Annotated in this window: 18 protein-coding genes; 5 read left to right on the top strand and 13 right to left on the bottom strand. The window is 44.7% G+C overall.

Annotated features, from left to right (window positions below; genetic code table 11):
* Positions 1–69 precede the first annotated feature (69 nt).
* A complete protein-coding gene (locus tag MKX60_RS10440; RefSeq protein WP_076284840.1) occupies positions 70–1,191 on the top strand; it encodes a TolB family protein in 1,122 nt (373 codons plus the stop codon).
* Positions 1,192–1,356: 165 nt separating this feature from the next.
* On the opposite strand, the gene dtd is transcribed toward MKX60_RS10440, so the two are convergent.
* Positions 1,357–1,800: a D-aminoacyl-tRNA deacylase gene (gene dtd / locus MKX60_RS10435; protein WP_076284841.1), complete on the bottom strand. Its 444-nt coding sequence runs from the start codon at positions 1,798–1,800 to the stop codon at positions 1,357–1,359.
* A gap of 21 nt (positions 1,801–1,821) precedes the next feature.
* The gene (locus tag MKX60_RS10430; RefSeq protein ID WP_076284873.1) at positions 1,822–4,002 is read right to left on the bottom strand and encodes a RelA/SpoT family protein; all 2,181 of its coding nucleotides are present in this window, start codon (positions 4,000–4,002) and stop codon (positions 1,822–1,824) included.
* Positions 4,003–4,308: 306 nt separating this feature from the next.
* Here MKX60_RS10430 and uraA point away from each other — a divergent pair, with 306 nt between their 5' ends.
* A complete protein-coding gene (uraA, locus tag MKX60_RS10425; RefSeq protein WP_042191101.1) occupies positions 4,309–5,622 on the top strand; it encodes a uracil permease in 1,314 nt (437 codons plus the stop codon).
* A 207-nt stretch (positions 5,623–5,829) separates the two neighbouring features.
* Here uraA and MKX60_RS10420 read toward each other — a convergent pair whose 3' ends face one another.
* The 6 genes from MKX60_RS10420 to MKX60_RS10395 form a co-directional block, all read right to left on the bottom strand.
* Positions 5,830–6,348, bottom strand: a complete 519-nt coding sequence (locus MKX60_RS10420) for an adenine phosphoribosyltransferase (RefSeq protein WP_042191103.1) — start codon at positions 6,346–6,348, stop codon at positions 5,830–5,832.
* A 160-nt stretch (positions 6,349–6,508) separates the two neighbouring features.
* On the bottom strand, positions 6,509–8,911 hold the full coding sequence (gene recJ, locus MKX60_RS10415; protein ID WP_076284842.1) for a single-stranded-DNA-specific exonuclease RecJ: 2,403 nt from the start codon (positions 8,909–8,911) through the stop codon (positions 6,509–6,511).
* A 29-nt stretch (positions 8,912–8,940) separates the two neighbouring features.
* Positions 8,941–9,891 carry a cation diffusion facilitator family transporter gene (locus tag MKX60_RS10410; RefSeq protein WP_042191108.1) on the bottom strand — a complete coding sequence of 317 codons (951 nt, stop codon included), beginning with the start codon at positions 9,889–9,891 and terminating at the stop codon, positions 8,941–8,943.
* Positions 9,892–10,056: 165 nt separating this feature from the next.
* The gene (secF, locus tag MKX60_RS10405) at positions 10,057–10,956 is read right to left on the bottom strand and encodes a protein translocase subunit SecF (protein WP_076284843.1); all 900 of its coding nucleotides are present in this window, start codon (positions 10,954–10,956) and stop codon (positions 10,057–10,059) included.
* Positions 10,946–12,196, bottom strand: a complete 1,251-nt coding sequence (gene secD, locus MKX60_RS10400) for a protein translocase subunit SecD (protein ID WP_042191112.1) — start codon at positions 12,194–12,196, stop codon at positions 10,946–10,948. The genes secF and secD overlap by 11 nt, the downstream gene beginning before the upstream one ends.
* 227 nt (positions 12,197–12,423) lie before the next feature.
* Positions 12,424–12,675 (bottom strand): post-transcriptional regulator, encoded by a 252-nt coding sequence (locus MKX60_RS10395; protein ID WP_042191115.1) that lies wholly within the window; start codon positions 12,673–12,675, stop codon positions 12,424–12,426.
* A 196-nt stretch (positions 12,676–12,871) separates the two neighbouring features.
* On the opposite strand from MKX60_RS10395, the gene spoVB reads away from it, so the two are divergent.
* Positions 12,872–14,467, top strand: a complete 1,596-nt coding sequence (spoVB, locus tag MKX60_RS10390; protein WP_076284844.1) for a stage V sporulation protein B — start codon at positions 12,872–12,874, stop codon at positions 14,465–14,467.
* A gap of 5 nt (positions 14,468–14,472) precedes the next feature.
* Here spoVB and MKX60_RS10385 read toward each other — a convergent pair whose 3' ends face one another.
* Positions 14,473–15,237 carry a DUF421 domain-containing protein gene (locus tag MKX60_RS10385; protein ID WP_076284845.1) on the bottom strand — a complete coding sequence of 255 codons (765 nt, stop codon included), beginning with the start codon at positions 15,235–15,237 and terminating at the stop codon, positions 14,473–14,475.
* A 226-nt stretch (positions 15,238–15,463) separates the two neighbouring features.
* Between MKX60_RS10385 and MKX60_RS10380 the strand changes: the two genes are divergently transcribed.
* On the top strand, positions 15,464–15,856 hold the full coding sequence (locus MKX60_RS10380; RefSeq protein WP_042191121.1) for a TIGR04086 family membrane protein: 393 nt from the start codon (positions 15,464–15,466) through the stop codon (positions 15,854–15,856).
* A gap of 95 nt (positions 15,857–15,951) precedes the next feature.
* Positions 15,952–16,791: a phosphatase PAP2 family protein gene (locus tag MKX60_RS10375; RefSeq protein ID WP_256990033.1), complete on the top strand. Its 840-nt coding sequence runs from the start codon at positions 15,952–15,954 to the stop codon at positions 16,789–16,791.
* A gap of 94 nt (positions 16,792–16,885) precedes the next feature.
* On the opposite strand, the gene yajC is transcribed toward MKX60_RS10375, so the two are convergent.
* The 4 genes from yajC to MKX60_RS10355 are packed head-to-tail and all read right to left on the bottom strand — an operon-like array spanning position 16,886 to position 21,542.
* Positions 16,886–17,194, bottom strand: a complete 309-nt coding sequence (gene yajC, locus MKX60_RS10370; RefSeq protein WP_042191123.1) for a preprotein translocase subunit YajC — start codon at positions 17,192–17,194, stop codon at positions 16,886–16,888.
* A gap of 49 nt (positions 17,195–17,243) precedes the next feature.
* A complete protein-coding gene (tgt, locus tag MKX60_RS10365) occupies positions 17,244–18,380 on the bottom strand; it encodes a tRNA guanosine(34) transglycosylase Tgt (RefSeq protein WP_042130504.1) in 1,137 nt (378 codons plus the stop codon).
* Between the two features lie 21 nt (positions 18,381–18,401).
* On the bottom strand, positions 18,402–19,430 hold the full coding sequence (gene queA / locus MKX60_RS10360) for a tRNA preQ1(34) S-adenosylmethionine ribosyltransferase-isomerase QueA (RefSeq protein WP_076299705.1): 1,029 nt from the start codon (positions 19,428–19,430) through the stop codon (positions 18,402–18,404).
* 9 nt (positions 19,431–19,439) lie between these two features.
* Positions 19,440–21,542: a SpoIID/LytB domain-containing protein gene (locus tag MKX60_RS10355; protein ID WP_341059725.1), complete on the bottom strand. Its 2,103-nt coding sequence runs from the start codon at positions 21,540–21,542 to the stop codon at positions 19,440–19,442.
* Between the last annotated feature and the right edge of the window lie 3 nt (positions 21,543–21,545).

The following is a 21,545-nucleotide window of genomic DNA, read 5'->3' as shown; positions in this document are numbered from 1 at the left end:
CTGTGGAGACATCCTGTTGGTACACTCTTATCAGATTTATAACACAGCTTAGAAGGAGATACATCATTCATGAAGATGAAACAAGTTGGGATCGTATTACTAGCGGTTGGGATCGCAGGCTGCAGCAGCACAACACAGAGTAACGGCGGTGGAGCAACTAATAGCCCACCAGTTACCGTCATCGACAAGAACAAGCCAGAGAAGCCTGATTCGCAAATCGATAAACCAATTACCATGGATCAGCTCGAGCGACTTGACGGCCTGTATGCGCAAGATTGGCTGAACGAGAACGAATTATTAATTGCCCAGACGAATCCGGACGCGAAGAAGATTGATTCCGACTCTGGTCCAATGAAGCCTGCCCAGCTGTACATTTACAATTTGAAAACGAAGCAGGTCAAGGCGCTGAAACCGAGCGAAGACCGCGTGCATGAGAGTCCGATTGTCTCGCCGGACGGCCAATATGTCTTTTTCCATGAAAACACCTCGTTCATGATGGACGGTGGCCGCGGTGTCCTTGTGCATGTGCCAACCGGAACTAGCCGAATAATCACGGATAAGGATAGGGGCGGACAGGAATGGGGCCAGTGGACAGACTCCAGCCATCTGATCGTCGGCAACGGTAAAGGTGCTATTCTGCAGGTTGGGACAGTTAGTAAAGACGAGGTATTGCTTAGCAAAGATAAAAACGTCATATTCGATTATGCAGCGAAGACCGGGAATACGCTCTTCTACGTCAACCCTAATCCCGATAACACACTGTCGGCCTACAATCTGGAGACGAAGAAAGAGACGATCGTGGACAAATCCGTCTGGAGAATGTCGCTGTCCCCTGACGGCAATCAGTTAGCCATGCTGAAGAGTACGGGGGATACGGAACGCACGCTGTTCCTCATGAACTCGAACGACACCTCGAAGCGGACTAAGCTCGCCGTGACGACTCAGATGTACGCCTTCGATTGGTCCCCAGATAGCTCGTACTTGGCGTTCGCCGTGTATAACAAGGACAGGGACGGCATGAACGGTGTCTACGTTGCGAATGCGAAGACCGGCAAGATCGAGCAACTCGGCGATTTCCAGGATGTCGCAACCGTCGCCTGGAGTCCTTCGGGCAAGCAACTAATGGTCTCGACGAGCACATTTGTGGATAATAAGCCCAAACTCACGACTTATCGGCTAGTGTTGAAGTGATTAACAAGATTAATATGTTGATTACACCAACGGAGAACGAATATTACAATACAAAAAAAGCGTCCAACATATTAGTCGTGACTAATATGTTGGACGCTTTTTAAGTTTGAAATTTTTGATGTTAAGGTCTTGATAAATAGGAAGCAATCTTCGACATTTTTTTCATTAACTGCGGCTATCTAAAATGAGAGTAACCGGGCCCCAATTGGTCAGCGACACATCCATCATCGCTCCAAAAACACCCGTCTCCACTTGAAGGCCGCCAGCTCTAAGCTCTTGGTTAAAGTAATCATAAAGTCGCTCGGCCTCCGCAGGAGCTGCTGCTCCCATGAAATTCGGCCGTCTCCCCTTACGACAATCCCCGTATAAAGTAAACTGGGATACTGAAAGAATCGCTCCCTCAGTCTCTGTGACACTGTAGTTCATTTTACCAGCATCATCTTCAAAAATTCGCAGTCCTGCTATTTTATCCGCCAAATATTTGGCATCCTTTTCTGTATCCTCATGCGTAACGCCAACTAGCAGCATTAAGCCTTTGCCAATTTCTCCGGTCACTGCCTTATCCACGGTTACTTTGGCGTCCTTACAACGCTGTACTACAACTCTCATCGTACTACTCCGCTCCTTGCCCTATTGCATGATCCGATTCACTGTATATACATCCTTGACTCGTTTCACTTTATCTACAACGGATTGCAGATGTTCCGTGTTACGAATGAGAATGGTCATATGAATCATTGCCATTTTATTCTTGTCAGAGCGCCCAGTGACCGCAGAAATGTTCGTTTTACTCTCGGAAACTGCCTGCAGCACTTCATTGAGCAGTCCATTACGATCATGACCTGTAATCTCAATATCCACACTGTAGTTTGCTTCCATCGTACCTTCCCATTCCACTTCAATCACCCTTGCTGCTTCTTCTCCGTCACCTTCACCCGGAATATTAGGACAATCCTGGCGATGTACAGATACACCCCGGCCCCGTGTAACATACCCTACAATGTCGTCACCCGGTACCGGATTACAACATCGTGCAAAACGGACAAGTAAATTTTCAATTCCCTTTACACTAACACCATTGGTTGGTTGATTACGTTTTTCGCCGGAAGACTTGATCTCCTTCATCTCTGAAGTAAGCTCTAAATGATTAGCAGCTTCTTCCTGCTCTTTGCGCAGCTTTTCCGTCAAACGGGAAGCAATCTGCGAAGCGGTAATCCCACCAAATCCAACGGCAGACAGCATATCCTCAACATCGTTAAAAGCAAATTTCTTCGCTGCTTCTAAAAGCTTATCATCAGAAATCCACTCAGAAACTTCGACATTCAGACGCTTCAGCTCACGTTCAATCGCTTCGCGACCTTTTTCGACATTTTCCTCACGTTTCTCTTTTTTGAACCATTGCTTAATTTTGCTTCGCGCATGTGAGGATTGAGCAATCTTGAGCCAGTCGCGGCTTGGTCCGTACGAATGCTTCGATGTCAGTATCTCTACAATATCTCCCGTCTTCAACTTGTGATCTAACGGTACGATCCGCCCGTTCACCTTAGAACCAATCGTACGATTACCCACTTCGGTATGAATACGGAATGCGAAATCAAGTGGTACAGAACCCGCAGGAAGCTCAATAACCTCGCCTTTAGGCGTAAACACGAACACAAGATCCGAGAAAAAGTCCATTTTGAGTGATTTTACGAACTCTTCGGCATCCTTGGCCTCATGCTGAAGCTCCAATATTTCGCGAAAAAAAGGCATCCGATTCTCAGGATTCACATTATTGCTGGTTCCTTCTTTGTATGCCCAGTGTGCTGCTATCCCAAATTCAGCCGTACGATGCATTTCCCAAGTGCGAATTTGCACTTCGGTTGGCTCTCCGCCAGGACCTACCACTGTAGTATGCAAAGATTGATACATATTGGCTTTGGGCATAGCTATATAATCTTTAAATCGACCTGGCATTGGCTTCCAAAGGGTATGAATAATTCCGAGGGTTGCATAACAATCCTTGATATTATCCACAATGATACGGATGGCCAGCAGGTCATAGATCTCATTAAACTGTTTGTTTTTCGTACTCATTTTGTTATAGACACTGTAGATATGCTTCGGACGACCTGAAAGATCACCTTCAATGCCCATTTCATCTAGCTTGGCACGAATACGGCCAATTACGCTGTCGATAAATTGCTCACGTTCAGCCCGCTTCTTATGCACTAGATTAGCAATGCGATAATACTGCTGCGGATTCAAGTAACGAAGCGCAATATCCTCCATCTCCCACTTAATCGCGGAAATCCCCAAACGATCAGCCACAGGACAGAAAATCTCCAGCGTTTCGTAAGAAATACGTCGCTGGCTCTCTTCAGATTGGTACTTTAACGTACGCATATTATGCAGACGATCCGCTAGTTTGATAACGATGACCCGGATATCCTGCGCCATCGCAATAAACATCTTACGGTAATTCTCGTTCTGCTGCTCTTCCTTTGAGCGAAAACGGATGCGTTCCAGCTTAGTTAAGCCATCGACAAGCATCGCGCAGGTATCGCCAAATTTCGTGCGGATTTGTTCCAATGAGACCGTCGTATCTTCCACAACATCATGCAAAAGCGCCGCAACAATAGATATAACATCCATTTGCATATTGACGACAATATCTGCCACCGCCAGCGGATGCAGAATGTATGGCTCCCCCGACTTGCGGATCTGCCCGTGATGAGCCTGATCGGCAAATTCATAAGCTTCCCGGATGCGGAGAAGATCTTTATCTTTTATATAGGCGCCAGCCTTATCAATTAATCGCTCTATGCCCATTCTCGTCGTATCCGTTTCCTTTCTATAATAAAATGAACCCGCAATCATTCTGAAATCTGCAGGTTCCAATCATTTCGCAAGCAACTTACGCTCTTGTTCAAAGTTGTCTATAATTATGACGCTTACGAGGGATTACGTCAACACTTGCCATCTCATGGTACTCAAGAAGTAAAAGTTATGAAAATCGGACAAATTAATAACACTTGTGAAAATGTTGTTGTAAAAATGTCCAGTTCTATTTAATCTAGTAAAGGCGGATTTTCGCTGGACAACATCATATCCATTAAGAAAGAGGAGTGAACTCCATTGCAACGCGAAATTCAAGTTAATGAAAAACTTCCATGGGGCCCCGGTTTTCTATTAAGCCTACAGCATTTGTTCGCCATGTTTGGCAGTACAGTGCTAGTGCCTAACTTGTTCGGGGTTGACCCTGGCATGATTTTGCTGATGAACGGTATCGGCACACTGCTATACATTTGGATTTGCCGTGGTAAAATACCTGCTTACCTTGGCTCCAGCTTTGCATTTATCGCACCCGTATTATCAGTGCTTGCTGATCATAAAGATGATCATATGAAAGGGTACTCGCTTGCTTTGGGCGCTTTCATCATCACAGGTGTTATCTTTGTGCTCGTTGCTTTGATCATCCGTTATGCAGGAACAAAATGGATCGATGTTGTCTTCCCGCCAGCAGTAATGGGAGCTATCGTAGCAACGATCGGACTTGAACTTGTGCCTGTTGCCGCGCGAATGGCAGGACTTATTGCCCCTGAAGGTGTTGCAGTTGCAGACTGGACTCCAGATGGCAAAGCAATCACACTTTCTATGGTGACACTGGGCGTAACCGTAATTGGAGCTGTACTCTTCCGCGGTTTCCCAAAAATCATTCACATCCTCATCGGTATCGTAACTGGTTATGGCTTAGCTTATATTATGAAAATGGTGGATACTGCTGCAATATCTAATGCGAATTTTTTAGCTCACCCTACCATTGTTACTCCATCCTTCGATTGGAATGTAATCCTGACTATCATCCCAGTATCGCTAGTAGTAATCGTTGAACATATTGGACACTTACTTGTAACCAGCAATATTGTTGGCAGAGATCTGGCTAAAGACCCTGGACTTGACCGCTCCCTGATGGGTAACGGGATATCTACAATTATCTCCGGTTTTATCGGTTCTACTCCAAATACAACCTACGGTGAGAATATCGGGGTTATGGCATTAACTAAAGTTTATTCTGTATATGTGATCGGTGGCGCAGCAGTGATTGCGATTCTGCTATCGTTCTCCGGAACTTTCTCCTCCGTTATCGCTAACATCCCAACACCTGTAATGGGTGGTGTATCACTACTTTTGTTCGGTGTAATTGCCGCATCCGGTCTACGAATCTTCGTAGAGCAAAAAGTTGATTTTTCCAAAGCCACTAACATGATTATGGCTACGTTGGTGCTTGTTGTCGGAATTAGTGGTACAACCCTTACTATGGGTAGCGTAAAACTCAGTGGTATGGCTCTAGCTACGATTGTTGGTATCGTTCTAGCCCTATTCTTCAAACTCATTGAAGTTCTTGGACTGTCTAATGAAGGTGGAGAAAGCGATAAAGCTGCTCACTAATTTATTTATGAATTAATAATTCAAAAAGACTGCTCCAGATCCATTTTATGGATTGGGCAGTCTTTTTTCGTATCTCTTTTGACCAAAAAATCGAAAAACAGCAACCCTCCGCTAGTAGTAACAGAGAATTGCTGTTGTTTGCACTTTTCCACATTATTCGATACATAAATCCCGATTTATTTCCCGGGAAAAGACAAGTTTATCGCATTAATCTTCGTAATCAACTAATGTAATAACTTCAATTCCAGAAAGCTTATTACGTCCAGCAAGCTCAACTAATTCAATCAAAAACGCTGCGCCTACCACTTTACCACCAAGCTGCTCCACAAGGTTAACCGAAGTAGCTATAGTACCTCCTGTTGCTAACAAATCATCAGCAATCAATACATTTTGTCCAGGCTTAATGGCATCCGTGTGAACAGCAAGTGTGTCTTTACCATATTCAAGATCATATCCAACCTCGATAGTCTCATACGGCAGTTTACCACTCTTACGAATCGGCACAAAACCTACGCCCAATGCATAAGCAAGAGGTGCACCAACTACAAAACCACGTGCTTCCGGTCCAGCGATCACATCGATTTCTAAGTGGGATACAAGAGCTTTCAAGGCATCAATTGCCTGGCGATATGCATCACCATCTTTTAACAAGGTGGTGATATCTTTAAAACTAATACCTTCTTTTGGGAAGTCAGGAATCACGCGAATACTATCTTTAAAATCCAAATTTTTCATCTCCTAAAAGTTTTGTTAGCATATGCTACATTGTGTTCGGTTCGACAAAACTTACTTCGTAAGCGTCTGCTTTGTTTTGTTAGCATATGCTACTTTGAGTCCGTTTCGGCAAAACTTGCTTCGTAAGCGTCTGCTTTGTTTTGTTTAGTCTTTATGATACGCCTAAACGGCGTGATAACATCCAATCCTGCAGTTCAGACAAGCTACCTTCCATGAAGTACTGCTCCATTTCCGCCATCTGCCCCAGTCTAACAAAATGTCTTGATGCTGTAAGGCTTTTAGCTGTAGGCTGCGTAATAAAGGTCACACTTCCTTGACTTCTTTCGATAAAATCCAGCTCCTCGAACACATCTAGCATATTACTAAGCATTCGAATACTTAATGAGGATTGTCGACTTAGCCGCAGCAGCACTTCATGTTCTGGCGTTGCAACAGCAGTGATCGAAGCCAGCAATTTATAGAGTATTTTAAAATGATCCCGTGTCGGAATGATAAGTCGTTCTCGGCCATCCTTTATAGAATGCAATAACGCAATATTATCAGCATTAGGAAAAGCCTTTAGTAACGCGTCTAGTTGTTCAGGAGTCTCCGGCATATCCAGTAGACATAACAGTGAGACATGCCCTGACTCCTGAATCGAATCATCCTTAATAGCGGCGCTAATGCCAGCTTCTTTATCATATACCCAGAAGGACATTCCTATCAATTCAGTCTGTGAAGACATACGTCCACTCTGGAATACTGCTGCAGCACGATATGGGCCAGCACCACTATAGGGAAGTAGCAGCTCTCTAATATGCGCAGCCTGCCGCACAGCGTCAGCAGCACCACGAAGATCAAATAATTGAGCATCCTGAACTGATAAATCCTGTAGCATCAGCTGTGGTTTCCTTGAGCCATTCCATTCGTTGATCGACAGTTCAGCCAGCACATTGATCGGGGTGCCCACAGGGAGCAGCTTAGCCAAATCCCCTTTACCAAAAGCCAAGGCTTCGATCGTACTCTTACCCTGTTGCAAGACGATCTTCAAGTGTTTTCCTTCTTGCCCCATGGTGCGTGTCTCTTTCACTGTAGCCCCGCGAATGATGAACTTTGGCAATGGATTCGACATCCCGAAAGGTGCAAGCCTTTCCAATTCAAGCGCGGTCTGTAGGGACAAATCGGAAATCGACACTTCTGCATCAGCAGAAGTAACAGGAACGAAATGCTCCGGTGTTAACACAGTAGCAGCGTATTCATTTAATGCCGCAGCGAAGGCTTCTAAGCCGTCCCGATGCAGACTCATTCCCGCGGCTGCTGGATGACCACCGAAATGATCCATTAAGTTAGAACAAGAGGATAACGCCGCATATATATCAAGTCCAGGAATAGAGCGGGCAGAACCTTTGCACATGCCGGTCTCCGGATGAATATCCAGAATAATCACAGGTCGATAGTAACGCTCCAGCAGTTTGGAAGCCACTATACCTACCACACCCACATTCCAGCCTTGTTCAGCAAGGACTATGATGTCTGGTATTTCTCCACCCTGAGTCATCTGCTCCAGTTTTGCAGTGGCCTCCACTACAATTCTTTCTACGACCAATTGGCGTTCTTTATTAAGCAGATCAAGCTCCCCAGCCAGTTGCTCTGCCTCATCAGTATGCTCGGTTGTAAGCAACGCCACTGCCCGTCCAGCATGATCCAGACGACCACTCGCATTGATACGAGGCGCCATTCCAAAAGCGATATTAACCGCACTCACAGTACTCATGGTCACGCCGCTAACACCGAGTAAGGCACGAATACCTGGGAATCGAGAATTTCGCATACTCACCAAACCGTTTCGAACAATCTCACGATTCTCACCCAGCAGCGGCATTAAATCTGCTACAGTACCGATAGCAGCTATCTCTGCCCATTCTTCGGGAGTTTCCTCCCCTAGCATAGCCTGGGCGAGCTTATAAGCTACACCTACACCTGCCAATCCTTTGAACGGGTAGGGGCAGTCGGGCAGCTTCGGATTAATCAACGTATAAGCCTCTGGGAGAAGCTCTGGTGGCTCATGGTGATCCGTAACAATCACATCAATCCCGAGTTCATTAGCGTAAGCAATCTGATGATAGGCGCTAATGCCAGTATCTACAGTAATGATCAAGGATACACCCTGCTGTAAAGCCCAATCCAAAGCATGATTATGCAGCCCATAGCCCTCATTAGAACGGTGCGGGATATAAATATCAAAGGAAGCGCCTAAGTAACGCAGCAAATGAATCATTAATGCTGTACTGGACACACCATCAGCGTCGTAATCGCCGTAAATCAGAATATGTTCTTCTTCTTTTAAAGCCTTTCTAATTCTGGGAACCGCTTCGGCCATTCCTTTTAGAAGGAACGGATCATGCGGAGCTTCCACACCGCCATCCATGAACGATAGAGCCTCATGTGGCGTATCAATTCCTCTAGTCACTAATAGTGAGGATAAGAGCGGAGAAATAGAAAGGCTCCGGGCCATATCCCTTACGACGTCGGGATCGGCTGCCGGAGATTGCCATCTTGTTTTTGAATAAAGCAATAGCGCTCACCTTTCTCTCACCTTGCGAACTACTGAAGCAGCGTCGGAATATCATTATCCACCAATTCATAATTACTTTTGTATGGATAACCAGGATCATAAGGAACTACGTCCATATGTACCTCACCAACATGAACAAACCTGTGCTGCAGCAACTTTCTTGCACATTCTGAAATATCCTGTGCTTCCATCACCGTAATACGCGGATTTACACTGATCTTCACTTGCAGATTCACATAATTCCCTTGCTCAAGTGCCTTCAAATGTTCTACACGAATAACACCATGAACACGTTGTACGGTTTCAATAAAATTAGCTGCCTCCTCAGAAGGTAGCTCCTGCGCATTCTTAACACTAACAGTATTAACAATGAGCAAATAACCTTTACGTAGAATTAAGCATCCTGTTAAAAGTGCAGCAATAGGGTCCATATAGAGTAGAGGATGCCAATAGGTACCCCCCATTGATAACGATATCCCAACTAATACTGTGATAGAAGTATACAAACTGAAACGATGACTATTGGCATAAGCAGCATGGCTGCCATCACCTATTTTTTTAAAGTACCGATATTGATATTGAAATACAGCTTCTTTAAGTACAATAGATAGTAAGACAGTTACAAGTGCAAGTTCTCCGCGAGTGGATGACTGTCCCTCGGTTAAGTCACGGATTGCAGAGAAGGCGATTTGCAGCCCCCCCATAAGAATTAATACCGAAAAAAGTATAGCTAAAAGCGGCTCCTTATTCCCTCGTCGCTCTTCTATCCGCTGCTTGCTCTTTCTGCTTTGTTCAGAGCGCCATGGGAGAATATCCGCCAATTTAGCTGCAGCATCTGCTCCAGAATATAATGCATCGCCCATTAAAGCCTTGCTACCTGAAATATAGCCAAAACTCCCCTTAGCTACTGCCAAAGTAACATCGCTGATGATCCCTGTCCAAGCAACCGTCTTGCTTTGCGGTGATCGTTCTTTATTCATACGAGGCCCCCCTTACCACTAGCAAGTAATCTCATGATGATACAATACACATGACATACTACCCCAAAGATTTCGAAAGCCGCGTCGCATTTGACGCGGCTTTCTTAAATTATAAAGTTGATGTTTTTTTCATTCAAGTGTAGCCATGTTATTTCTCTTGAGACATTACCCTTTAGCCGGGCTCTTTACCTTTATCTTCTCACGCTTTTTAAGCAGTAGCCAGACCGGACTTGCAATAAAGATAGAGGAGTACGCTCCGAATAGCAATCCGATAACCATCGCAAGCGAGAACATCTTGATGGACTCGCCTCCAAGAATCAACAGGAAGAACGCCGCAATAAATACGGTAAATGCTGTGTAAAGAGAACGCATAAGCGTTTGAGCCACACTCTTATTCACAAGCTCTTTTAAATCCTCATAGGTTTTTTGTTTACCAAAACGCAAATTCTCACGGATACGGTCAAAGATAACGATCGTATCATTGATGGAATAACCGATAATCGTAAGCACCGCAATAATAAACGTCAAATCCACTTCCAAGCGAAAGATGGAGAAGATTGCAACGACCATAAAGGCATCATGGATCAATGAAACAATAGCTGCCAATGCAAACCGCCATTCAAAACGAATACTTACATAAATGATAATCCCTAGACAAGAAATGAGAACCGCATAGATCGCATTGCGTGCAAGTTCTTTAGACATTTCAGTATCCACGGTGTTAATCTCAAACGATGCTTTTTCGTCCAGCTTCAAGATCTCTGCTTTAAGAGCTTCATCTTGTTGCTCATCGAGCACTTGATCATAACGAACGTTAACCCGTTCACTTCCTATCGTAATGCTTGGCTCACTTGAAATCCCAGTTTTTTCAACTGCTGAATTAACCTCTTCCAATGTCAAATTCTTAGACAGAGAAATATCAACATTAGATCCCGCTTTGAAATCAACGCTGTAATTCAATCCAAAGGTTGCTAGGAAAATCAAACCTGCCACTGTAAGGGCGATAGAAAAAACATAGAAAAATTTACTCAAATGTACGAAATCAAGCTCTTTCTTAAAGCGCACGAATATCACTCTCCTTAACACCGAAACTCTTCGGTTTGTTCAGCTTACCGGCTTTAACAAGCTGGCTAAGCAACCAGTGGGAGAAATAAAGATTCGTAGCGATACTCAGAACGATTTCCACGATCAGTACCAATGCGAAGCCTTTGACTGCACCTGTACCGAAGGCGAACATGACACCTGCCACAATAACAGTTGTGACATTGGAGTCCATTACTGTCCGGAAAGAGGATTTATTACCTGCTTTAACAGAGGAAAGTACACTTTTACCACTGCGCATTTCTTCTCTTATCCGTTCATTTGTAATGATATTGGCATCGACGGCCATCCCTATACCCAGAATAAATGCGGCTATACCAGGCAACGTCAATGTGAAGTCTGCTAAGACAAAGACTACAATTAGCAGCCATGTATGCAAGATCAGCGCAAAACTAGCCAAGAGACCTGGCAAGCGATACATACCGATCATGAAGATAAGAATAATCAAAGAACCCAAAAGACCGGCTTTGATCGTTTGATCAAGCGATTGTTTACCAAGTGTTGCACCCACACTTTGGGAGTATTTCTCAGTAAGTTTCAGTGGCAACGCACCAAGATTAATAGTGTCAGCCAGTTCACGTGCTTCTTTAATTGTATACTGACCGGAAATAGACGCACTACCATCGGTAAGTACTGCTTGTACCGTAGGGTCAGATAGTTTGTTCTCATCCAAATAAATTGCGAGATTCTTTCCTAAGAGGCGTTTTGTAATCTCTGCGAATTTATCCTTGTCCTTTATTTTGATACTGATGATTGGCTGATTCAGATTATCCCGTCCAACCTCTGCCGCACCTTCAACAAAATCACTACCTACCAGTTCGATCTTGCTGTAAGTACCTTCAGCGTCACCTTCAGCAGCACTACGGAAAGTCAGAACTGCAGGCTCCTTCATCTTCTTACGAACCTCGGCTTCATCAGTAACGCCTGCAATTTTCAGACGAATACGGTCAGTACCTTCAGTTGTAACCTCTGGTTCACTGGTTCCGAGCGCATTGGCCCGTTTTTCCAAACTTTCTGCTGTTTTCAACAGTGAAGCTCGGGACAACGCTGCTCCCGCTTCCATAGGCTCTGCATGGTACAAAATCTCAAATCCGCCTTTCAGGTCAAGACCAAGTCTAACCTTGTCCAGCAGTCCAGGAGTAGTAAATGCCATGACGCCTGTCAAAACGAGCACGGTAATAATAAAGCCCATTAGTCTCTTCATGCTCTAGCTAGTTCCCCTTTCATTCACTCAATATTCCTATTATAGCTACACGTGAAATGACCGTCAATTCACAGCATAGTCATAGCTATACTCACACAAAGAAACGGCCGCCCCTGCACATATCAGCAAGACATCCGTTTATATAGGAGATGTGAAGTTATTATTATTCTCTTACTTTACTGCTTTATAAGGCTTTTCGCAAAGAAAAGAAGCGAGATGTGTATTGTTCAGTTCAACCCCCGATAAGCTGCAAGAGTCAAATAAGTCATGTAACTATTGGCTTTTAAGGAATAAATATCATTTACCAGCTTATGTAAGGGAGGCATTCCGTCCTTATCATAATTACGACTGATACAATCCCAAATATCCTTGCTGGTTACATACTCATAGCCGAGGAGCCGGAATTCTTCAGCTTTGCTGCGGCACATGGCTTCGATTTCTTCACTATGTTGATCATGATTCCACTGTTCCGATTCCACGTGATGACACCTCCAAAGATCGCTCGTGTTCGTATGCTTACCATAGGTATTCGACCCAAGTTCTCTGCTTTCCTCCTTCCGTCATAAAAAGTTACAACTACTAAAACAAGGCATGCCGGGATAGGGGTATAGCATATCCATAAGAATAGACAAGTTGGCCAGCGTTTCATTTCATTTGGGGAAGAAGGCGTGACCTTTGAGGAAACAGAGCTTTATACAAGGAACTTTAATCTTGCTTGCCGCCGGCATCATTAATCGAATGCTTGGATTTATACCCCGAATTGCTTTGCCACGCATCATTGGAGCAGAAGGTGTGGGTCTATATCAGCTCGCGTACCCTTTCTTTATCGTACTGGCTACTGTTATCACAGGCGGACTTCCCCTAGCAATTGCAAAGATGGTAGCTGAAGCAGAGGGAGAGAACCGCCCTGAGAAATCGCGGCAAATTTTACGGACTGGCCTTACTCTTAGTGTCGGACTAGGAATCTTCTTTACCATTGTTGCGCTGGTCAGTGCTTCATGGGTCTCCAATGTGATCTTAACAGACCACAGAGTTTATTATACTTTTATTGCCATGATCCCAATGATTGGAATTGTTGCTGTATCTGCAATATACCGCGGGTATTTTCAAGGTAGGCAGAACATGATTCCTTCCGCACTTTCTTCCGTTTTTGAGTCTATCGTGCGAATATTTTTTATGCTGTGGTTCTCTTGGCTGCTGTTACCTAAAGGTATCGCTTTTGCAGCTGCAGGGGCGATGCTAGGCGTAACGGTGGGAGAGATTGGCGGAATGTTAGCCATTCTGTGGCAATATTATGTCATCACGAAAAAGGATAAAAAAACAACCCCCATCCTAGAACAGCAAACGATTGAGAAGGAAGTTATACCTCCTGATCCAGATGCCGTACAATTAACTTCCCCCATACTACGGCGTTTACTAGGTGTATCAATTCCTGTTACGGCAAGCCGGCTTGTCGGTTCTTTTTCCTATCTACTGGAATCTATAATTACCGTACGTAGTCTTGCACTAGCCGGAATCGCAACAGCCGCCGCGACTGCTCAATATGGGTCTTTACAAGGAATGGTTATCCCCTTACTGCTACTTCCCGGTGCGTTAACTTCCTCTCTCGCAGTGTCTTTGGTTCCCTCCTTATCCGAGGCTGCCGCGAGAAAGGACTTGCCTACCATTCACAAACGAATGCACCAAGCTCTTCGACTCGCTCTTGTAACAGGGGCTCCCTTTGCTGTTCTTATGTATGTACTGGCAGTCCCACTATGCAACTTGTTATACGGAAATCCGGACACCGCTCCTATGCTAAAACTAATGGCCCCTTTCGCTTTGTTCATCTATGTTCAAGCACCCTTACAAGCTGCACTTCAAGCTATGGACAGACCGGGAAGGGCACTCATCAATACTCTTATTGGGGCAGTAGTCAAAATCATTCTGATTGTTATATTAGCTTCACAGCCAGAATACGGAATCTACGGCGCAATCATCGCCATTATTGTGAACAGCGTTCTTGTTACTCTGCTGCACGGGTACAGCGTAGTCAGTCTAATTTCATTATCCTTACGAATAACCGATACCATTAAGACTTTATGTGCAATGATCATTATGGGAGCAGGCGTGCGTTATGTATACATCTCCATTCCCATTGCAGAAGCACAATGGATTCAATTTTTATTTGCCTCTGCGGTAGGAATGGCCCTGTATTTCGGTCTCAGTCTATTAGCTGGCCTTATTTCCCTTCGTGATTTGGATCGACTGCCTTTCATTAAGCGTTGGCTTTAGAATGGTTAGCGATTATCCAAACGGTCAACATAAACTCGGCCTTTATGGTCTATGGAGCAAAGAAATACATCCCGAAAATCTGATACACCCTTTTGGCGGATCTGTGTTCTTAACCAGAACCTTGTTTTTCCTATCATCTCTAAATTATGATCCTGGACCTTTCCATCCATAATCAATGGAATAGGAAGCCCTTCATATCTGATTTTGTTCTTTGGCAGCTTAACTTTCTGACTGCTTACATCAGCATCCTCATCGGTCTTATTGTTCTCAGCAACTGAACTGCTATTGCCTGTTTGATTGGAAGATGAAAGTCCTTTGTCTTTCTCGATAACGGTAAGCTGACCACTGGGCTCCAGAATCGCAAATTCCACATCAGCAGGACTAGCGATGTTCTGACCACGCAATTGCTGCAACAGATCATCAATATTGTACCTTTGTTTACGCATCTCTCCCCGGTGCAGCTTGCCTCCAGAAATAAGTATGCTCGGTTTACCGTCCATTAACAGCCGAATCTTTCTACTCTTAAGACTGAGCTGAGCAACCACAACTTGAATGATAACCAGTGTGGCCATCGGAACCAGACCTTCGTAAATCGGGCGATTAATATCCTCGATCACAAAAACAGCAATCTCAGCAATCATAATTGAGATCGTTAGATCAAATACAGACAGCTTACCGATTTCCCTCTTCCCCATGATACGCATGCACAGGAATATGAAGAAATACATCAGCACGGTCAAGAAAATATGGGTAGTGATATGCTGGGACATATAGCTTCGCTCCCCTCCACTCTCACCCGCAGACTTGTTTTCTCGGGCGGATTAATGTAACCCTATTCTGACCGCTCAGCACAGGGAACATTCGGAAGTTCACATATTAATTAATGGTAAAAAGGCTACAATGCCCATTCTTGTACTATTGGGGCAAGCCTCCCCATACAATGAATAATAACTTATGTAGATTATTATTCTAAAAAAAACTTTAGGAGGTTGTACCATGTATTTAATCCGGCGCCTGTTCTCATGGAGAATAGCCAATCCTGTATTGTCTGGCCTATGTCGATCATTCCTTTGGATGCTGCTTGGCGCGTTTGTCCTCTCTCTTTTATTATGGGGCAGCGGTCTGAAGGAGCAGGATCTCTCAATGTACACTTATATAGTGCACGGCATAGCCGCAGCATTCGGAGGACTAACCGCCGGTCGCAGAGCCACGAACAAAGGCTGGTATCAAGGAAGTCTTACAGGAATCTTTTACGGGATTATCGTTCTGTTAATTGGATTTCTGGCACTGGATAGCTCACCCTCTGGTGTTGACCTTCTTTGGGTTCTAGCTGCGGCAGCAATTGGTGCACTTGGCGGAATGTTTGGGGTTAATTTACAGAAAAGCTAAAATTATTATTCCATAAAATTCGAAACATTCCTTGGAAATATGTTAAACTGTGATCATCTGACTTCATAAAGAGAATCAAGGAGGCTTCGAATGCTTTGTTTTACCAATCAATGAATCATATTGTTTTGTACACAGTTGCATTAGTAGTGATATTAGTATGGATTGGCGCTCGTCGAAATCCAATCATGGCATTAGTTGAAATCGGAAAAGAGATGCTGCGATCCTACAAGTTTTTGCTATTGATGGTAGGCATGTTTGGTGTACTGGTCTTGAATAAATACGAACTACAAATTGAAGAAAAAATGCATCTTACCTCAGACTATACATCATTTGTATTTGGGCTAGAGGGGCATTTTGTCCAAGCTGTTCAGGATATATTCTATAGTCCATGGCTAACGCCTATCATAGTTTTCTTCTACATTTTCATGCTTCAATCTGTACTAGCAGCTTCTCTAGGTGTCTATCTGTTAGATAAGAACCGTGTGATGCTGTACGCTACCTGCTATGCTATTATCATTAACTATGCTGTAGCAATTCCATTCTACCTTTACTTCCCTGTAAATGAGGTATGGTCCTATGTACCTGCAGGCGTTAGATTTACTATGCTGGATGTATTTCCGAAGTTTGAGCAAGAGTACCGCCCTCTATCCGGTCTCAACAACTGCTTCCCGAGTCTACATACGTCCATTTCCGTTACGATGGCATTACTGGCATTCCGTTCAGGAAACCGCCGGTGGATGGTCATTACGAGTATTTCCGCAGTCGTAATCGTCTTTGGTATATTCTATCTGGGCATTCATTGGCTTACAGATATGATAGGCGGCACTCTGCTAGCAGTCCTAGCTTCAACAGTTGGTGTACAGCTTGCCAAATTAACCTTACGGGGACGTGAAGAATCGCTCACCGTTCGCAGCCGAATAACGGATATGCGTTAAACCCATAGATCACGATGAAAGATGAACGTCAAAAAAGCGGTGTCATTCTCTTAATGAGAAGACACCGCTTTTTATGTACTTTTAAATAACGAAACTATACTTTCTCCTCCACGTCCGTGGCAACGGAGTGACTAATGGAACCGCGATCAAAGGTCAGTTTAGTTACATCATTGACCCGTAGAACCACGATATCATCGGAAATCTCCATGATCGTACCGTGAAGACCACCAATAGTAACGATTTTATCGCCCTTTTTCAGAGACTTCAACATTGCATTACGTGTTTTGGTCTTCTTCTGTTGCGGACGAATCAGCAAGAAGTAGAATACTACAAACATAAGTACGAATGGACCTACAAGACCCAGTATACTACCTCCGCCTGTTGCTGCTGCATATTGAAACATATTTCTCCCCCCTTTCTAAGCACATTAAAACATGGACCTCAACGAAGCTTTAGAAGCCTTTAAGATTATCATATAATCCGTATTTAGCAAAAAACTCATCGCGAAAATCAAGCAGCCGATCTTCCTTGATGGCTTCGCGCACTTTACGCATCAAATCCAACAGGAAGTGCAAGTTATGGTATGTCGTCAATCTAAGTCCGAAGGTTTCATCGGCTTTGATTAGATGGCGCAAATAAGCGCGGGAATAATTCCGGCATGTATAGCAGTTGCACTCCGGATCAAGCGGCCCAAAATCGCGGGCATACTTTGCGTTGCGTACAACGAGTCTTCCCTGACTGGTCATCGTTGTTCCATTACGAGCAATACGGGTAGGCAGAACACAGTCGAACATGTCCACTCCCCGGATTGAACCTTCCAACAGCGCATCCGGTGAACCAACGCCCATCAAATAGCGAGGTTTGCCTTGTGGCAGCAGGGGAACTGTATAATCCAGCACTTCATACATTAGCTGCTTGGACTCTCCGACGCTGAGCCCTCCAATAGCATACCCCGGGAAATCCATGGAAGTCAAATCTGCCGCGCTCTGACGGCGAAGATCCTCATACATACCTCCTTGAACGATAGCGAACAGCCCTTGATCATTCGGGCGAGCATGACTTTTCAGGCAACGTTCTGCCCAGCGTGTTGTACGCTCCAATGATTTTTTCACGTAGTCATATTCCGCTGGGAATGGAGGACACTCATCGAATGCCATCATGATATCAGAGCCAAGTGCGTTCTGAACTTCCATAGCTACTTCAGGAGACAAGAACTTCTTATCCCCATTTAGATGGGAACGGAAATGAACGCCTTCTTCGGTAATCTTGCGCATGTCACTAAGCGAGAATACTTGAAATCCGCCGCTATCCGTTAGAATGGGACGGTCCCAGTTCATGAACTTGTGCAGTCCGCCTGCTTCACGGACAATATCATGGCCCGGTCTCAGGAACAAATGGTACGTATTGCTCAAAATAATATGAGCATCCATCTCTTTCAGTTCTTCAGGACTCATTGTCTTGACTGTAGCTTGTGTGCCGACTGGCATAAATGCAGGTGTCTCAATCACACCATGTGGAGTATGGACTCTTCCAAGTCTTGCTCCGGATTGTTTGCACGTTTTGATGTGCTCATAAGTAATTGCTGCCATAAGTTAACCCATCCTCTTACCTTAGTAAATAAACATTGCATCTCCAAAGCTAAAAAACCGGTACTTCTGCTCTATCGCTTCTTCATAAGCAGCTAGAATATGTTCCCGACCTGCCAAAGCACTAACCAACATCACCAAAGTCGACTTCGGCAAATGAAAATTAGTAATTAACGCACTAACTACACTAAACTTATAGCCCGGATAGATGAAAATATCCGTCCAGCCACTACATTCCACTAGTGGACCGCCTTCGCATTGTCTTCCGACTGTTTCAAGTGTCCGACAAGAAGTTGTCCCTACCGCTATAATGCGACCACCTTGTTCCTTGGTAGCATTTATAGTGTCTGCTGTTTCTTGAGACATTACAAAATACTCTGAATGCATAACATGCTCTTCAACCTTCTCTACAGACATCGGACGGAACGTTCCGAGACCTACATGAAGTGTAATATAAGCAATATTTACACCCTTGGCTTCAATCTGATCCAACAGTTCTTTGGTAAAGTGAAGCCCTGCTGTAGGAGCAGCAGCTGATCCTTCATGCTTAGCATAAACGGTCTGATATCGTTCCCGATCATCGAGTGTTTCCTTAATATAAGGAGGCAGTGGCATTGTTCCCAGCCTGTCCAGAATCTCCTGAAAAATACCCTGATAAATGAACCGAAGCGTTCGTCCACCCATATCAGCCTCGTCCTCAATAACAGCACGAAGCTCATCACTAAAGATGATAACCGCTCCTGTCTTGAGCTTTTTACCTGGCTTTACAAGAGCTTCCCAACGATCGTCTCCCAGATTCTTAAGGAGAAGCACTTCAGCTTTAGCCCCCGTATCTTCTTTAGCCCCAAACAATCTGGCAGGAATGACTCTCGTATCATTCAGAACAAGCGTATCTCCCGGTTGAAAATAATTAATAATATCGGTAAAATGCCGGTGAGCCAGCTCCCCATCCTCCTTGTTTACTAAGAGCAGTCTAGAAGAGCTACGGTCAGAGAGTGGTGTCTGGGCAATTAATTCTTCCGGTAAATGAAAATCATATGCGTCTACATTCATGGTCTGTCTTCATTCCTTAACTATAGTAACGTTCTGATAATAGTGTTGCAATATCTGCTTGTAATCATACCCGCTGTCAGCCATGCCTTTCACGCCCCATTGCGACATGCCTAGACCATGACCGTATCCTTGGCCAATGAACAGAAAGCCCGAACTGTTAGTAATCGCTCTGGCTGAGGAATCCCCACCCATCACTACAGTTCCACTACCGTTCACATTAACCTTACCTGATGCAGAGAGTACACCTGCGCTCTGTGAACTTCCAATCGTGCTGGTAGCACCGTCAGCGCCTAATACAGTATAACTTCCGGCTGGTACAATATCAAACAATGTACTTGGCAATCCATTGAACGCAGAACGGAACATATCAGGATATTTCACATCCAGTGCCTGACCATTTGCTTTCACCTGAATCGCTCTTCCAGAAGGGCCGCGCTGAGTGACCTGCAAATTAAGGATGCTAGAAGGGAGCGTGCTAGTTGTTTTACCCTGCAAGCTTTTTAGAAGGTCGGCAGAGGTATATGGCCCTTTGATCCAGCTATAACTACCGGACTCATAGACTTTGTCTAGAACAACAGCATTCTCGCCTGGATTCAGCTTACCTACCGCACTTACACTACTTTCAACAGCAGGAAGCGGGCGTACATTAACATCTTTAGTGGTGGCTGTCGCTATATCCAGTCCCGCTGCAGTTTTATTTCCTGTCAATTTAATGTTATCCTCACGTGCGTATCCAGAGGTGCCATTAGCGAGCAGTAAATAATACCACTTCTTAGCGGTCGCGGTAGCTGCGACATCCTCTTTGCTGGGAACGCTGGCAAATGCATCTCCACCATTGCCCCATACCTCCGATGGATCAGAGGTTACTCCGCCACTGTTCGAGGAGAACACAGCCTCTATAACTTTACCACCACTCATCAATACTTCACCGGCAGTAGCATCCACTGCCTTAATAATAACCGGAGCCTCTGATCCGATTCCGTTATATACTTGACTCAATGTAGAATCTACTACATTTGCTACTTCGAAACGGTTGCCTTGCGCCATTGCATAGCTTCGGGCGGCGACAGCCTGAGCCTTTAGAGCTTCATCCGGCCAGCTGGAGGAAACCTCTCCTCCAACCACTGCATACAAATATTGTTCCAGTGGCACTTCATTGATAACCGCTAGGGAACCTCTCAAATTACTTAGTTCCATATTTCCACGGTAGGTACGCTTGGATCTTTCTTCGAGCTGAATTCCAGCCTCACTGCCAACGGCCAAAAATTTAGCATCATTTCCGGAAACCATATAATGATTAGCTTGTGTCTCGCTACTAAGGTCCAGCCCAGCATCCAGACGCATGATTAACCCAGGTGAAGTTGCAGCAGACATAGCAAGCTGTGGCAATACTGCTGACACTGCGGTCTGAACAGCACCCAAATCTTTGTCGTTCGCAGCTTCGCCTACCCATACCTCAAACTGAGCACTGCCATCACTTCCTGAGAGAACCACCTTCCAGGCATCAAAACCAGCAGCTGTAATACTACTCAGAGCAGTATCAGCTTCTTGTTCCGAAGAATAGCGACCCGCCGATAAATGCTTATCCCCTTTCACCGCAGGGGTTTGATCAGCAGGAATGCCGAGTCCTGCCTTTACTACACGGGTAAGCCCATCCTTGGCAGCAGCTTCACTGGCATAGACACCTGTATACAACTGATACACATTGGTTCCATTTCTAGAAATCATATAAATTTGAGGCTTATCAGAGGTGGACTGAAGCTTTTTAGCCGCATCGGCAGCTGTTTTCCAGCTTGAAGTCTCCATTACCTTTACTCTATAACCATCCACACTAACACGAATTCTGCTCTGGGCAGGCACCGATAACAAAGGAGTGCTCTCTGGTTGGTTTGACATCAAAGTGAAGCTTTGTGTCGATAACATAGTTACTACTGGCACGGTAGATTTATATTTACTACCAATATCGGCATAAAGGGCAACTCGTATCGTACTATTAGAATCGGCATGACTGGCACCCGCAGGGATCAAGAGACTTCCCACAGCAATCGCAGCTGCTAGCAATCCTTTGCTTAGTGGAGCTATTCCTCCCCATTTCATCTTCGTATGCTTCATCCA

The organism is Paenibacillus sp. FSL R5-0914, from assembly GCF_038004525.1.
In the GTDB taxonomy this organism is placed as follows: domain Bacteria; phylum Bacillota; class Bacilli; order Paenibacillales; family Paenibacillaceae; genus Paenibacillus_AQ.
This window is presented reverse-complemented; position numbering and strand designations above follow the sequence as displayed.